The sequence below is a fragment of the Paenibacillus sp. FSL F4-0097 genome (genome assembly GCF_038593125.1).
GTDB lineage: Bacteria > Bacillota > Bacilli > Paenibacillales > Paenibacillaceae > Paenibacillus_AQ > Paenibacillus_AQ odorifer.
In genome coordinates, this window is sequence record NZ_CP151965.1 from 2598878 (window position 1) to 2614000 (window position 15123).

A 15123-nucleotide genomic window follows, 5' to 3' on the forward strand; every position below is an offset into this window, starting at 1 on the left:
TAACATTCGTAAGGGAGCAAGAACGTTATGAAAAAGCAACAAAAAAACAGGATATATAGAACAATCACCGTCATTCTTTTAGTGACAACGTTGCTTGCTAGCCTTACAGCTTGTAAAGGGAACAGTGGGATTAATTCTGTTGAAACTGAACCGGGTGAATTTAACAAAGAAGGATTGCCGATAGTGGATAAGCCTGTGACGCTGAAAGTACTCACTGTCCGGTGGGTCAGCATGGGAGATTCTTTTACCGAGAATCAATGGCTCAAGGATTTGGAGAAGAACACGAATGTCAAAATCGAGTGGCAGGTGATGTCCTCCAATGATTGGAGTGAACGGAAGTCTATTATGCTGGCCAGCGGCACACTTCCAGATATCATTTTAGGGAGTCAGACCTTCGGAGATGCGGATATCGTCAATAATTTAAGCTTATTTCGGCCGTTAGATGACTATATTGAGCACAACATGCCTAATCTCAAAGCAGCTATGGAAGAAACACCGGAAATGAAAAAAATCAGCACCTTTCCTGACGGGAAAATCTACTCGCTGCCTGCAAGATTACCCTCACGTCCTAAAAGCTCACGTCAGCCTGTGATTAACAAAACCTGGCTGAACAAATTGGGTTTGAAGGTACCGGATACGATAGACGATCTTTATAACGTGCTAAAAGCATTCAAAGAACAAGATCCGAATGGAAACGGAAAACAGGATGAGATTCCTTTTATCGAATTAAGTAATGATCTAATCAGTCCCTTCGGAATCGCAGATTTGAATAATAACTTCATGGTGGTCAAGGACGGAAATGCGGTTTATTACCCGATTTCAGAGGAGTACAAAGAAGGGCTCAAATGGGAGAGCAAATTGTTTAAAGACGGATTACTTGATAAAGAGGTATTCACTCAAGACGAAACGATGAGATCGGCAAAGTTTCTAAATCCGGATGCCCCAATCGTAGGCTTCTCTTATCAGTGGACGCCAGACGCTATGTTTGGCAAATGGAGTGATCAATATGTGACCATTCCGCCAATTGCTGGACCAGACGGGAAGCGCTACACCGTTGGGAACCCGTATGGGATGAATCTGGAACGCAACGAGCTGTTGATCACCACATCCTGCAAGTATCCAGAAATTGCTGCACGCTGGGCGGATCAGTTCTATACCAATGAAGCCAGCATTCAGAATTTCTGGGGTGCCATTGGAACGGTGATTAAGAAAAATGACAACGGTACGTATACATTGATGGACCCTCCAACCGGCACCAGTGCGGATGCTTGGTATTGGGAACAGTCACTCCGGGATTTCGGGCCGAAATATGTGAGCCCAGCTTTTGAAAAGACCATCTTTCTAAATCCTAAAACCGGAGATGGACTGAAGCTACAACTCGATAAGCTGGGAAGTGACTACACAACACCACCTTTCCCTAACGTAATGTACACTGCAGAAGAGTTTCAGGAGCTGCCGACCTTGACCACCGATATTGACAGTTACGTCAATACAATGCGTGCTCAATTTATAATCTCAGGTGATATTGACGAGCAGTGGGATGATTATGTGAAGCAGCTGCGGGGGATGGGCCTCGAAAAGATGGTGAAAATTCGGACAGATGCTTTCAGCCGTTATATGGGTGTTGAATAAAAAGAAATGAGGTTTTTACTTGATGGGAAATACGATGAAAGAGCCACCCCCTTTGGCGACCCAATTAAAGCTGCGTTCTGAACCAGGCAGTAATGCTGATGCGATTATTCAGGGGGAGTGCTATCGGTTCACTGTCTTAACTCCGGAGCTTATCCGGATGGAATATAGTGAGGAAGGTTATTTCGAAGATCGGGCGTCACAGACCGTTGTGAATCGCAATTTTCCGGTTCCAGAGTTCCGCGTAATTGATCTGGGGAATAAACTTGAGTTGATTACGAAGCGCCTGCATTTAACTTATGACAAACAGCCTTTCTCCCGGCATGGTCTCAGTATTCGGGTGAGAAACGAAGCGGGTCATTTAATGAGTGTCTGGAATTATGGAGATACAGTCCAAGATTTGGGAGGGACAGCACGTACACTGGATAATGCAGATGGTGCCATTCCGCTGGAGCACGGACTACTCTCACGTGCCGGGTATACGTTAGTTGATGATAGCACCTCCCTAGTACTGGAAGAGGATGGACGGGTAGAGCTACGGGCGTTGGCTGGCCTCGATGTTTATTTTTTTGGATACGGTCATGATTATTTGCACTGCTTGAAGGATTTCTATCACCTTTGCGGTCGTACGCCCCTATTGCCACGTTATGCACTTGGCAACTGGTGGAGCCGTTATTACCGATATTCAGAAGAAGAATACAAAGCGTTAATGGAGCGGTTTGAGCTCGAGCGAATTCCGTTTTCCGTCGCTGTTATAGATATGGATTGGCATCTCGTCGATATTGATCCGCAGTACGGCAGTGGTTGGACGGGTTATACCTGGAACCGGGAATTGTTCCCGGAGCCTCAAAGATTTTTGGCATGGCTGCATGAAAAAGGACTTCGAGTAACGCTCAACGTACATCCAGCAGACGGTGTACGGGCGTTTGAAGATCCTTATCTTGCCATTGCTGCGGAGATGGGTATGGACCCGGAAAAAGGGGATGCTGTGGAATTTGATATCACGGATCCGAATTTTTTGCGAGCATACTTTAAGTTTCTGCATCATCCGCTAGAAAATGAAGGTGTGGACTTCTGGTGGATTGATTGGCAGCAGGGTGGAGTGACTAAAGTACCGGGACTAGATCCGCTTTGGATGCTGAACCATTATCACTATCTGGATAGCGGCCGGCGAGGCAACCGGCAGATTACTTTTTCCCGTTATGCAGGTCTTGGCAGCCATCGTTATCCTGTGGGCTTCTCTGGAGATACCATTGTCACTTGGGAGTCGCTGGATTTCCAGCCATACTTCACAGCCAACGCCGCTAACGTGGGATATGGTTGGTGGAGCCATGATATCGGGGGCCATATGAATGGTTATTTAGACGATGAGTTGGCAATGCGCTGGGTGCAATTCGGTGTGTTTTCGCCTATTCTGCGGTTACATAGTTCTGCTAGTGCCTTTAACAGCAAGGAGCCATGGCGATTCAATAAGATTGCGGAAGATGTGATGAAAGATTGCCTGCGCTTGCGGCATAGTTTACTTCCCTATCTGTACACCATGAATCGCTACGCCAGCCGCGATAGTCTTCCGCTAATCCGACCGATGTATTATCATCATGCGTTGTCGAATGAAGCCTATGAAGTGCCCAATGAATATTATTTCGGAACGGAACTTATTGCCTGTCCGATTACACAGCCGGTCAACCCAAAGGTAGGCGTTGCCGAATTTAAGGCTTGGTTACCAGAAGGGGTTTGGATAGATTTTTTTAACGGAAGAGTGTACGACGGTGGCAGAAAGCTTTCTCTCTATCGCAATCTAGAAAATATCCCTGTATTAGCTAAAGCAGGTGCTATTGTTCCCATGGCAGATCTGACGCAATATACGTCTTCAGTGGATAATCCGAGGCATATGGAGGTCCGTGTGTTTGCGGGAGGAAGGGGTCATTTTCATCTCTGGGAGGATGAGGGGGATACTGCGGAGGATCAGGATGATCAATGGTGCGATACAGAAATGATCCTGGAAATGGGGGATAAAGCCAGCTTCAAGATTCTCTCTGCTCAGGGAAATACAAAGGTTGTGCCTGAGCGGCGATCATGGAAGTTGTCCTTTGTCGGTTTTGCTGATACGAAGGTACAGGTATTCGCTGGCGGCACAGAAATCGAAGCAAACATAGACTATGATGAGGCAACACATACGCTTACGATCATGATCTCGGATCAAGCGGTAGAGCATTCCTTGGAGGTAACGTTCACAGATGCCCGGATTGCGGTGAATTCTGTAGATGATGAGGTGTTCAGCCTTCTGAACCGTGCGCAAATTCTTTTCCAATTGAAAGAACAAATTTACCATGTAGTCAAAGCAGCAGTAACGCCGATGGCGGCCCTGGCTTCTCTTGCCTCGTTGGATCTTGAACATACACTGTATGGAGCGTTATGCGAAATACTATCAGCAAGGCTTTAAGCACTATTTCTTTTAATTTAATAAAAAAGGAGGTTCTCTCTGTGCGCTGGCATAAAGAGAACCTCTTTTTATTAGAAATGAACAGCTGCTACTTAATTAGCAGGGTTTGAATGGCATGAGCCGGAATCATGTTCTCAGCCAGTTCGTCATGGAAGCGCAAGGTGAATGGAAGCTCTTGCTCTGTGCGGTTCATAACGATAACAGCAATAGTGCCATCAGGGTTGCGGAAAGCTGTTGTTTCAAGCTTATCTGTATATTTAGAGAAACCAATACGTTTAGCACCCGGACGAATATATTTACTGAAGTGCCCGATGTAATAGAAAGAGCTCTCAAAAGTAATTTCATCGTTTTTGGTATCTCCGATAATTGGAGCGTCGCAGTAATTTCCTACATGGTTAGGTCCACCTTGCTCATCCAAGACAATGTTCCAGTCTGTCCAGCTCGACATCCAGTTGTTCAGATTGCCGATGATATCATGTCCGTAACGTTCACCGGTGTTCCATGAGCCGAGATGAACGCCACCTTCTTGGCAGCCTTCGCTGAAGAACAGCTTTTTATCTGGGAAACGATCATGAACGGCAGAGAGGGCTTCGAAGTGATCACCGGAATACCAGTGGAAGCAGATTCCCCATATGTATTTGGATGCAACTTGATCTTCAAAAGCAACCTTAGCACGGTCATACACCCGTTCTTTATTATGATCCCAGATCATAACCTTTACATGGCCCAAGCCCGCTTGTTCCAGAGCAGGTCCCAAGTAGTCACGCACAAAATCCTTTTCTTCTTCGGCGGTATACAGGCAGGAATCCCATCTTTGTACAGCTTTGGCTTCATTCTGAACACTGACAGCCCAGATATCAATCCCTTCTGCAGCGTACGCCTCAATATATTTAACGAACATGTTAGCCCAAGCCTCACGATATTCAGGCTTAAGAGCTCCGCCTCCGTTCATTTGCCCGTTAGTCTTCATGAACGCTGGAGGACTCCATGGGGAAGAGAACAGACGGAAATCTTCACCTACTGCTGCGGCAGCATTTTTTATGAGGGGGATAACCGACTCGTGATCTCTGGAAATATCGAACGAACGTAGCTCCGCATCGCCTTCCTCTACATAAGCATAGTTGCCCAGTGAGAAGTCGCAGCTTTGGATATGTGAGCGGCAAAGGGTATATCCAATGCCGTGCTCAGGATGAAAATAAGCGTCGATGATTTCTTTTTGTTTAGCTGCACTAAGTTTAGAGATAGTAACGGCAGAGGACTCCGTAAGAGCTCCACCAAAGCCTTCAATTTCTTGATACTCCAGATCATCATAGATATTGATTAGCTCTGATTCGACTCCTGACGTATCGGGAAGGAAAATCAGAGGGTCCTTTTCTGTTAAACGATCCGTGGTTTCTTTAGCGGTTTGAATGACGCGAATAGTTTTACTCATAATGGTTGATAACCTCCTACATATGAATTCTGTCTTTATTATAGAAGGAGATTCACTGCACTTTGAAGAAACTATATGGCTAAGAACCTCAACAATCTGGTCATCGACTACTATAGAATGAGGAGCATATGCGATGGAAACAAACAGCGTTCAAATTAGTCTGTGTGGATTTATCCGCCATACTCAGCCTTTTCGGCAACTATATCGCAGTGGGTTGGATACCTATATCATCAGGCTGCAAGCAGAAGGGGAATGTGAAGTCCTTATCGATGGAGAAATGACTGCCGTAGTGCCGGGGGATCTATTGTTATTTAAGCCCTACGATATATATGATCTGAGAATCGGTGAAAAGAAAAGTCCTTTGGGACATAGTGTGGACTATTTTGTAATGTGTACAGGGGAATGGGTGGACCACTGGTGGAACCTGCGTGAGCGACCCAAAAAGGGTAGAATTGCGGATGATGGTAAGCTGCAAAGTATATGGCAACAGCTTGATCTGGAGAATAGAAGACTAGACGGGGGTAGCCCTGAAATACTTGAAGCACTATTTAAAGCTTTATGTTTGTTGTTAGATCGGGCTATGGAAGAGGCACCTGCATCATCTTCGGCTTCGCTTCTACACGGACTTAAAATGAAGAGTTATGTGGAGGAGCATGCTACTTCAGAGATCAGACTAAAGGACGTAGCTGCTCATGCTGGAATTAGTGTGACAAGGGCCGTACATTTATTCAAGATCCAATTCGGTTATTCTATTATGCAATATGCGGGGCAAATCCGGCTTGCGATGGCACTGAGATTAATGGACAATACCAATTACACCTTAGAGCGTATAGCAGAGGAGACGGGGTTTGGAAGTTACACCTATTTTCACAGGGTGTTTCGGGAGCGTTATGGTGTCTCGCCAGGTATCTATCGAAAGAGAGAGTAGAAGGTTTATCAGTAAAAAGAAGCTGCCCCATAAATCACAGAGTAGGACTTCGGGGCAACTCTCGATTAGACGTTAATTATAGTAAGGCCAGCCAGCAGAATCCCATTCGAGATCACTGATTAACAATTTGGGTGCGCCATTCTCAGCGACACTGTAAGCATGGCGGACGATAACGTTGGTTCCGTATATATCCTGTCCACCAGGACCCGCCCAAAAACTGTTGCCGCTATCGATGACCGTAGCCCCGCCATTTTTCATATCGGTACCGTCCTTCGCATAGAAAGGCCCCAGTACGCTGGTTGAGCGTCCCACTGCAATTTTATAGGTGCTGTTTACGCCTGAGCAGCATTGGCCAATGGATACGAATAGATAATAATATCCGGTGTTTGGATTGTAAACCATGCTGGAGCCTTCGATCCCCCCGGATTTAGTCGCAATGCGATACGAGTTGCCCGTTGGCTTCATGGTTGTTTTGTTGATGGAGGTAATGTAAATCCCGTTGCTCCAGGAACCGAAGGTCATCCATAGGTTTCCGTTAGCATCTGCCGTAATGTTAGGATCAATGGCGTTATAATTGGAGGCGTCATTAGACGAGATAACGACACCTTGGTCCGTCCATTTTCCCCCGGAGATCGATTTAGTAGTTACTAAACCAATAGCAGACACTCTTGAGCCGAATGTGGAGATAGAATAATAGAGGTAATAGGTACCGTTATAGTAGAAAATTTCTGGGGCCCATACATCTAGCCCTTCTTGATTGGGAACGTAAGAGCTCCACCAGGAGGGTTTCGAGGTATAAATCGGGAGGGAGCGAATATAGTTAGTTCCATCGTTTGAGAACATCACTTGGAGACCTGATCCCGTGCTGAATACCCAATGTGTGTTCCCCTCTTTGATATATGAAGGGTCGTGTACGTTGGTATCTCCAGTCAGATTCCAGGTTGCTGCATAAGCTTGCGATCCTCCTGAGAAAACAGTTGTAAAAAGCATTAAAAAAGACAACAATAACAACCGATAACCTTGCCTACCTTTTTTCGCCATATTCCTTCTCCTTTTAGTTTAGATTTCCCTAAAGTGTTTCATTATTTTGCAATTGATAACGCTTACATAATATCTTGTATTATTTCTCTAGTCAATGATTCTTTTGGATCAATAAAAAAGCAAATCTCAGCCATTGGAGACTTGCTTTTTTATATTTTTATAATAAATCTGTGATCGCTTGTTCAAATAATCTGACACTATTTTCCCAAGTCCATTTGCGCGAATATCTTTCCCCCTGCTCCGCTAATTTAGTTCTTAAGTTGGGATCACGTATTAAGCGGATGACATCTTCACCGAGCCGGTTCTCATATCGATAAGAGAGCAAACAGTTTTTCTTGTGATGGGCGTATTCCATATTCCCACCCGAATATACACAGACTAACGCTGCTCCACAACGCATGGCCTCAAGTCCCGGTAAAGAACCTGTATCAAAAATACTTGAGCTAACAAAAATATCCGCACCGTTATAGTGATAGCAGAGCTCCTCATCATTTGCTGGCGTAAAGAACCGATATTTGCCAGTAGCTTTCATTCTTTGGAGAATTTCTGAGGTGTTGAACTCGTCAGGCGGACTGATGAAGTTAATATTTACATCGGGATATTGGCTTTTTACGTAATCCAGCTGTTCTATAAGGTAATCTTGCTCGCGGTGCCAGGAGAAACCGCGTTCTGTTTTTCTTAATATAGCTGTTATGTTTAAAGGCTCTTGAAGACTGTGACGGATATTCATATCTTTAAAAGAGGAGCTAATGCCAATGGGCACGATACTGCCGGTGATGCCATGATTTAAAAAGATCAGCTCCTGCTGCCAACGTGATAAAACGATTAGATGCTCAGTGATGTGATAGGAGGGGAAGGAGCGTCCGTTATCCGGTAAAAAAGGAGGCTCATAACATAAAGATAAACGTACATGAACCCCTTTTCCTTGTTTGCTTGCTGCTTGGGCGATGGGGACAGTTGTATAATAATTAGAAACTATGACGTCTCCGGGAGGAAAGTCATGCTCGTGAATATTCATATGTGAGGAGCGGATTACGTTTGCGCGCACATCATAAGAAATAGCGCCATCCACAGGCAAGAGGAGGTTGACCTGATGGCCCAAATCTGTCAGCCCATTGGTGAGCTCTACCAGCATACGTTGTGCTCCGCCATGAGATAAGGTCAGAATAGGGAATGTGAATCTCATTGATAATCCCGTCCCTTCCAAGTTAGAGCTGTAATAGTGAAACAATATGATTCAATCGTTATGTTTCTTATTTTATTCAGCTCCTATAGAAAAGTACCATTTAACAAGTTTACAAACAAAAGCAGAAGGAAGAGGGATTAGTATGAGTGAAATCATTATCGAATGTATGAGAAGGCTCGATCAATCCTTGGGGTATGTGGAGCAAATTTTTGACCAGAGGCGGTTATTCATCACAGGAATTATTGCAGTATATGCTGAAGGTCAGGGAAGAAAGCCGTGCGGTGGTGGGCAATTTGACGAAGGCTGATCTAGAACGGGAGGTCACCATTAGTTTCCCTGAGGGGGCTGGAATGGAGAATTATACTTGGAGTATTCAAAAGATTATGATCGGAGCGGTAGAACATTATTCCTATCATACAGGTCAAATCGTATATGCCTCCAAATTGCTGCAGGCAGAGGATGATCATCTGCTCAATAACTGGAAACACTATTTTTGAGCATAGATAAAGCTGGGATAGATGCGCAGCTGCTGCTAACACCTATCCTCAGAAGTGGGTTTTTATTGTGTTATAGGAGCAAGCTTCTTCAGTAAAGCAACGGTATCATTAACCTCCAGATCCTTGATATCTTCTAATGACACATCGATCATTGGCTTATATTCTTGGAGTTTGCGCAGGAAAGCTTCGGTATGGAATAATCCGCTGCCTGCTTTTCCGTGGTATGCTTTTTCACCATCTTGATAGATATCTTTTAAATGCGCCAGAATGATACGGTCGCCGAATAATCTGAAGGAATCATCGACAATTTGATCCTGCAAATGCGCAGCCGTGCCAATAAAATTACAAGGGTCCAATACAACACCTATACAGCTTGATGGGACTTCATCTAAGATGCGGCGCATCTTGTCTGGTGTAGAAAGTGTATGTGTGCAGACCCCCTCTAGTCCTAGAAAAACGCCCCATTTTTCAGCTTCCTCTGCAAGTTCTTCTATAGTTGCCCTTAACGTATCCCAGCCGATAGCTTCGTAATGGACCGGATCTTGTGCTTGAAAAGTAGTCAGCGCACCGGTCTCTGTTGCCACCATAGGTGCGCCGAATTGGCGGGCATAACGAAGATGCTCTTTAAAACGATTGATCTCAGCTCTCCGGATGACAGGATCCGGATGAACAGGGTTGATGTAACAGCCCAAAACACCGATACGTATTCCTGCTTTATCAAATTGTTCGCCAATATAGCTGGCAAGACCTGGACTTAGTTTACCGGTAGAAGTGTCGATGTCCTGAATGGCTTTGGATAATGCAAGCTGAACAAAATCGATATCATAATTCTGAAGGGTTGCAGTTAACGACTTGAGCGGCAGGCAGCCAAATGTGTGGGCTAGAGTTCCGTATCTGATGGGTAACCTCTCCTTTAATAGAGTAAGTATGAGTAATAACCTTCATAATAGTAACGCTTTCATAAGGATGCAAGTGATTTATCATTATCGCCGGTCAGGAAATTGATGATTTCAGTGTTGACTCTATCCGGTTGCTCATGATTAATGCCGTGTCCCGCACGGGGGATGACTTGGTAATGAAACTTTCCGTCCTCTAAAATATCTATGAAATCCTTTGATTGTTTTAATGCGTGTTCTCCTACTAAAAAATAGAGCTTATCTCTGACGGCAACTGCGGCGTTTCTATCGTATTTTTGAAGCTTATGAACAAACATAGCTTGTTGATTATGAGTGCGCATTAAAAGGATTAGATGAGCAGCTACTTCTGGGTGATTGTCAAATAAAGGGGAGTCAGGCGCACTTAACTTCTTCAGCACTTTCAGTAAATTGCGATCCGTGGGAACCAGAATCTCTGGGAACATCATCATTAGCGTTTGCAGCATGGCTTTGATTGGTGTGGTGACCATTCCGCCTTCCAAACAAATCACACGGTTCACTTTGTCCGGTTGCTTGGTCGCATAATTAAAAGCAATATAGGCGCCATTTGACACCCCTGCAATATTAAAGACGTCTATGCTCAGATGTTTGGCTATTTCATTAATCCATTCCACCTGCTCAAACTTTTGTTTATTAAAGTACGCATTAGGAATGCTTTTTCCGGGTCCGCCCAGAGTATCAATAGCGATGCAGTAAAAATGCCGCGATAATTCCTCGATGTTAAGGAGCCACATGACCGCCGAGTTATCACCAACGCCATGAAATAGAAATAAGGGGGGATTACTCTTTTGCCCGGTAAGGATACAATGCGTCAGCCCATATGTGGTTGGGAGATCGAGTTCTTCAAGAGGAATAGGCCACTGATCAACTAGCTGTTGGTAGGACTGCCACACTTGTTCTTTCGCCTTGGCATTCTTAAAGCTATTTACCATCACAAACCTCCTTAGTGAAAAATACAACATCTGTATCTTTTTCCAATAAGTATACTACGAGAGTGCGGAAGGAGGGGCGAGAAATAGAAACATTCCTGTGAAAAGAGGGGGAGCAGAAGGTGATTAGAGGGCGAGTAGATGGTGATTAGATTAGATTAGATTAGATTAGATAGATTAGATAGATTAGTTTAGATACCTGTTGCTTGATCACCTAGTAGTCACAAGGAGCCAGATAAGTGTATTTGGTACAACTAAATTGCTACTTTACTCTCACTTCGGTGATATAGATGTACTTTGTACAACTATATCTCTCGTAATTAGCTGATTTAGCTAAATTGGGCGAATTTAATTGCACAAAGTACACTTAATACATTAGGCGTGAGCATTGAAGTACATTTTAGTTGTAGATTGTGCAATTAAATAATGCATGCCGGTCTTGTTTGCGGTAAATTTTTGATAGGGAAGTTATTAATAACGTTCTAGGGGGGGATTATTATGCTTGTTGAGCTAAAGGAAGCTAGCATTTCAGATGGACGCGATATTTTTGAGATGATTGTGGAGATAGGTCCGGGGGAAAATGGATTCGTCAACAATGGATTTGATCTGGCTTTCAGTCAATTTCCTGATTTCATCCGGGAGAGGATAGCACTTTCACAAGGTGATAATCTTCCACCACAGTATGTAGCACAGACCAACTACTGGCTACTGATTGACTCCTATCCCGTTGGTGTCGGAAAATTAAGACATTCCTTAAATGATCAATTGAGGAAGTCAGGTGGACACATTGGCTATAGTATCAGACCCAGTGAGAGAGGAAGAGGTTATGGTACGATTTTTTTGGCAGAGCTGTTAAAAAAAGCTGCGGACATGGGGATTGATAAGGTCATGCTGACTTGTGAGCCGGACAATATATCTTCGAGAAAGGTTATTGAAGCGAACAAAGGAAAACTACATGGCATTAAGGATGAAAAATGTAACTACTGGATCACCCTTTAAGCTGGTTTGAAAAATAGTGGAGGAGTTGCCAAGAGGCAGCTCTTTTTTGTTATTCACGAGGTTATTGTAGTTCATCCAATGTAGATTCGTCTAAAATGTGAAAATAATTTAAAATTTTGTTGAAAGCGCTCTATTCAAACACAAACAAATAGTTTAAAATCAAAACAAACAAAAATAAACAAAAAAACAAACATTCAAAAACGGAGGTATTCACAAATGGTACAAAACTTATGGGATTCATCTCGGGAAACGAAATTAAACGGGGGATTGGATGCTTTAGTGTTCCGCTCTAATCTGCTTGGAGAAGATCGCCGAGTCTGTAACTTTGGCGGAGGGAATACCTCCAGCAAAACGATAGAATTGGATTTTCGCGGGCGTGAGGTAGAAGTAATGTGGGTGAAAGGCAGTGGTTCTGACCTTGCTACAATGAAAGCAGGCAATTTTACCGGACTAAGGCTTCAGGATATTGCCCCGTTATTTGAACGTGATGAAATGCCAGATGAAGAGATGGTAGCTTATCTCGCAAATTGTATGATTGACCCTAAACATCCTCGTGCTTCCATCGAGACGTTGCTGCATGCGTTTTTACCTTTCAAACATGTGGATCATACGCATCCAGATGCCATTATCAGCTTATGCTGTGCGCATAACGGTAAGGAAATTGCCCGTGAGATTTATGGGGATCGTTTCGTATGGGTGCCTTACATCCGTCCAGGCTTTACTTTATCCAAAATGATTGCCGAAGGTGTGCTCGCAAACCCGAAAGCTGAATTAGTGCTGATGGAGAAACACGGTCTTGTGACTTGGGGGGATACACCTGAATCTTGTTATGCCAAAACAATCTCCATAATTAACGAAGCGGAAAGTTATATTGAAGAAAGAATTGAAGATCAGAACCTATTTGGCGGCCGCAAATCAGAAGCACTTCCAGAAGCAGAGCGACGGGCTGTAGCGGCCGCAGTGATGCCACTGATCAGAGGCGCAGTTAGCGATGAGCGTAAAATGATTTTGACCTTCGACGATGCGGAGGATGTGCTGCGTTTCGTAGGAGGGGCTGACTCGGAGAAGTTATCTGATGTAGGCGCAGCTTGTCCGGATCATTTGGTACATACCAAAATGAAGCCGCTTTTTGTTGCGTGGGAGCCAAACACCAATGATATCAATGGCTTGAAGGCGAAGTTGAGCGAAGCGATTAGCGCTTATAAGGAGCAGTACAAAGCATACTTCGACCGTAATAAACATGAGGGCGATGTAATGTTCGAGGCTGCGCCACGTGTGATCCTGATTCCTGGCGTGGGCATGATCAACACAGGTAAAAGCTGGAGCAATTCTAAGATCAGCGGAGCCTTGTATCACCGGGCGATTGCTGTTATGCGCGGAGCTACTGCACTGGGAGATTTCGTCTCTCTTAGTGAGAATGAATCGTACAATGTGGAATATTGGCCCTTGGAATTATATAAATTATCACTGGCTCCGGCTGAAGCGGAGTTCTCCCGTAAAGTTGCCTTTATTACAGGTGGTGCCGGGGGAATTGGGAGTGAGACGGCTCGTCGTTTAGTATCAGAAGGGGCGCATGTTGTATTGGCAGACCTCAATCTGGAAGGTGCACAAAAAGTAGCGGAAGAGATTAACGCTAAGTATGGTGAAAATCGTGCATTCGCCGTTAAAATGGACGTAACTCAGGAAGAGCAGGTAACCGCAGCATATGCGGAGACAGCACTTTTTTATGGCGGGGTCGACATTATCGTTAATAATGCTGGGCTTGCAACCTCCAGTCCGTTTGATGAGACTTCATTAAAAGAGTGGAATTTGAATATTTCTGTACTGGGCACAGGATATTTTCTCGTTGCACGCGAAGCTTTTAAAGTGATGAAGGAGCAAAAAATCGGTGGCAGCATGGTGTTCATCGGCTCCAAAAATTCTATTTTTGCAGGAAAAAGCGTTTCGGCTTACAGTTCTGCCAAGGCGCTCGAAGCCCATCTGGCCCGCTGTATAGCAGCTGAAGGCGGAGAGTTTGGCATCCGTGCCAATACGATTCTGCCCGATGCAATTTTACAGGGATCAGCCATCTGGAATTCGAACTGGCGTAATGAACGGGCGGCTGCTTACGGGATTGAGCCGGATCAATTAGAGGAGCATTACCGTAAACGCACGACGCTGCTAGTTAATATTTATCCGCGTGATATTGCCGAAGGCGTTGCTTTTTTTGCTTCTTCCAAGTCAGAGAAAACTACGGGTTGTATGCTGACAATCGACGGTGGAGTGCCAGCAGCTTTTACTAGATAAGAGGTAGCTTGAATATAGATAGGGATAACGGAGGGAAATCATGCTGATTGCAGACAGATATGAACGAATCGTAGAACTAGTGAATGAACGCGGCAGCATCCGTGTCTCAGAATTGAGTACATTATGCCAAGTGACGGAAGAAACCATTCGCCGCGATCTGGATCGATTGGAAAAAGCGGGGCGGTTGCTGCGTTCGCATGGCGGAGCAGTTAGCCTGCGTGACCGGCAACCGGAGACCCCTTATGCCGAACGAGAAATCATGAATGCAGCGGAGAAACAGCGGATTGCCCGTGAGGCGGTAATGATGATTAAGCCGGGCGATCGAATTCTGCTGGATGCCAGTACAACGGCTTGGTATATGGCTTCGCATTTGCCGGATATGCCGCTTACTGTGTTGACCAATTCTACTAGAGTGGCAGCAGAGTTAAGCGGGAAGGAGCGGATCGAGGTCTTTTCTACAGGCGGACAGCTGAGCCGCAGATCAATGTCCTATGTTGGTCATTTAGCAGAACGTTCGCTTGAATTGTATCACGTGGATAAGATGTTTTTTTCCTGCAAAGGATTTCATCTCGAACGTGGCGCTAGTGAATCAAATGAGCTGCAAGCTATGGTGAAACGAAAGATGATTTCTATAGCGGAACAAGTGATCTTATTATGTGATTCCAGTAAATTTGGAATACAAGCGTTCACACATTTTGCGGCTCCTAGTGATGTGGATGTCCTAATAACGGATTACAACCCTGTTGGAGAACAAATGAAGCAGTTGCAGAATCTGAACATCGCAATAACGACGGTGTAGTAAATAGTTGTGCAGGAGG

Annotated in this window: 13 protein-coding genes; 8 read left to right on the forward strand and 5 right to left on the reverse strand. The window is 44.6% G+C overall.

Annotation, left to right across the window (positions count from 1 at the left end; translation table 11 throughout):
• The first annotated feature begins 27 nt into the window (after positions 1 to 27).
• Entirely contained in the window at positions 28 to 1632 is a 1605-nt protein-coding gene (locus MHH86_RS11485) for an extracellular solute-binding protein (protein WP_076224950.1), read from the forward strand.
• Positions 1633 to 1654: 22 nt separating this feature from the next.
• Positions 1655 to 4072 (forward strand): TIM-barrel domain-containing protein, encoded by a 2418-nt coding sequence (locus MHH86_RS11490; protein ID WP_256717106.1) that lies wholly within the window; start codon positions 1655 to 1657, stop codon positions 4070 to 4072.
• 88 nt (positions 4073 to 4160) lie between these two features.
• On the opposite strand, the gene MHH86_RS11495 is transcribed toward MHH86_RS11490, so the two are convergent.
• Positions 4161 to 5504 carry a glycoside hydrolase family 30 protein gene (locus MHH86_RS11495; protein ID WP_076224949.1) on the reverse strand — a complete coding sequence of 448 codons (1344 nt, stop codon included), beginning with the start codon at positions 5502 to 5504 and terminating at the stop codon, positions 4161 to 4163.
• Between the two features lie 133 nt (positions 5505 to 5637).
• On the opposite strand from MHH86_RS11495, the gene MHH86_RS11500 reads away from it, so the two are divergent.
• Complete coding sequence (locus MHH86_RS11500) at positions 5638 to 6432, forward strand: AraC family transcriptional regulator (RefSeq protein WP_076224948.1); 795 nt, start codon at positions 5638 to 5640, stop codon at positions 6430 to 6432.
• Positions 6433 to 6504: 72 nt separating this feature from the next.
• On the opposite strand, the gene MHH86_RS11505 is transcribed toward MHH86_RS11500, so the two are convergent.
• Both MHH86_RS11505 and MHH86_RS11510 read right to left on the reverse strand, forming a co-directional pair.
• Positions 6505 to 7473 carry a glycoside hydrolase family 43 protein gene (locus MHH86_RS11505; RefSeq protein WP_036689758.1) on the reverse strand — a complete coding sequence of 323 codons (969 nt, stop codon included), beginning with the start codon at positions 7471 to 7473 and terminating at the stop codon, positions 6505 to 6507.
• Between the two features lie 157 nt (positions 7474 to 7630).
• Positions 7631 to 8659: a glycosyltransferase family 4 protein gene (locus tag MHH86_RS11510; RefSeq protein WP_342479738.1), complete on the reverse strand. Its 1029-nt coding sequence runs from the start codon at positions 8657 to 8659 to the stop codon at positions 7631 to 7633.
• 142 nt (positions 8660 to 8801) lie between these two features.
• On the opposite strand from MHH86_RS11510, the gene MHH86_RS11515 reads away from it, so the two are divergent.
• Positions 8802 to 8966, forward strand: a complete 165-nt coding sequence (locus MHH86_RS11515; RefSeq protein ID WP_162164296.1) for a hypothetical protein — start codon at positions 8802 to 8804, stop codon at positions 8964 to 8966.
• Entirely contained in the window at positions 8911 to 9156 is a 246-nt protein-coding gene (locus MHH86_RS11520; protein ID WP_179088432.1) for a DUF1572 family protein, read from the forward strand. The genes MHH86_RS11515 and MHH86_RS11520 overlap by 56 nt, the downstream gene beginning before the upstream one ends.
• Before the next feature lie 62 nt (positions 9157 to 9218).
• Here the strand turns inward: MHH86_RS11520 and MHH86_RS11525 are convergent, their stop codons facing one another.
• Both MHH86_RS11525 and MHH86_RS11530 read right to left on the reverse strand, forming a co-directional pair.
• Positions 9219 to 10085 (reverse strand): sugar phosphate isomerase/epimerase family protein, encoded by an 867-nt coding sequence (locus MHH86_RS11525; RefSeq protein ID WP_305953653.1) that lies wholly within the window; start codon positions 10083 to 10085, stop codon positions 9219 to 9221.
• Positions 10086 to 10114: 29 nt separating this feature from the next.
• Entirely contained in the window at positions 10115 to 11023 is a 909-nt protein-coding gene (locus MHH86_RS11530; protein WP_076100760.1) for an alpha/beta hydrolase, read from the reverse strand.
• 495 nt (positions 11024 to 11518) lie between these two features.
• Between MHH86_RS11530 and MHH86_RS11535 the strand changes: the two genes are divergently transcribed.
• The 3 genes from MHH86_RS11535 (at position 11519) to MHH86_RS11545 (ending at position 15104) form a co-directional block, all read left to right on the forward strand.
• Positions 11519 to 12019: a GNAT family N-acetyltransferase gene (locus tag MHH86_RS11535; protein ID WP_076100758.1), complete on the forward strand. Its 501-nt coding sequence runs from the start codon at positions 11519 to 11521 to the stop codon at positions 12017 to 12019.
• A 216-nt stretch (positions 12020 to 12235) separates the two neighbouring features.
• Positions 12236 to 14305, forward strand: coding sequence for a bifunctional aldolase/short-chain dehydrogenase (locus MHH86_RS11540; RefSeq protein ID WP_076143199.1), 2070 nt, complete (start codon positions 12236 to 12238; stop codon positions 14303 to 14305).
• 40 nt (positions 14306 to 14345) lie between these two features.
• Complete coding sequence (locus tag MHH86_RS11545; protein ID WP_076143198.1) at positions 14346 to 15104, forward strand: DeoR/GlpR family DNA-binding transcription regulator; 759 nt, start codon at positions 14346 to 14348, stop codon at positions 15102 to 15104.
• Positions 15105 to 15123 lie beyond the last annotated feature (19 nt).